1 protein-coding gene is annotated in these 515 nt (G+C 56.5%); it reads right to left on the reverse strand.

Annotated elements, in window-relative coordinates:
* The coding region (locus tag QPK29_RS33570; RefSeq protein WP_400189972.1) for a reverse transcriptase domain-containing protein at nucleotides 1-515 on the reverse strand (515 nt) is incomplete at both ends.

Genomic DNA, 515 nt, shown 5'->3' on the forward strand with positions numbered 1-515 from the left:
GCGCTTTCAGCCAACGGTCGACGTACAGAAGGACCCATGGTGTCTGGCAGTGCTTCCTCAGCGCTTTCAAGAGCAAGCCATGATCGATGTTATCGAAGAGAACTTTGATATCGAATTCGACTACCCAGTCATACTGCCAGCTGCGCCGGCGGACGATGGCGATCGCATCGTGTGCGGATCGCCCGGGTCGATATCCGTACGAATTCTCATGAAACACCGGATCAATGACCGGTTCGAGCAAGCGCTTGACGACCGTCTGCGCCACCCTGTCCGCGACCGTCGGCACACCGAGCATACGCACCCCACCAGACTTCTTCGGGATGGGCACGCCTTTGACGGGCGGTGGGAAGTAGCTGCCGGAACACATGCGGTTCCAGAGCTTGTACAAGTTGCTGCTCAGATGGCCTTCGAACTGTTCCAGCGATTCGTGATCGATATCTGCTGATCCTCCATTCGCTTTGACATATTGATAGGCTTCCCAGACGAGCGCCTTGGGAATGTCGTACGGCTTGGTC

The sequence above is a fragment of the Massilia orientalis genome (assembly GCF_030411975.2).
In the GTDB taxonomy this organism is placed as follows: Bacteria; Pseudomonadota; Gammaproteobacteria; order Burkholderiales; family Burkholderiaceae_D; genus Telluria; species Telluria orientalis.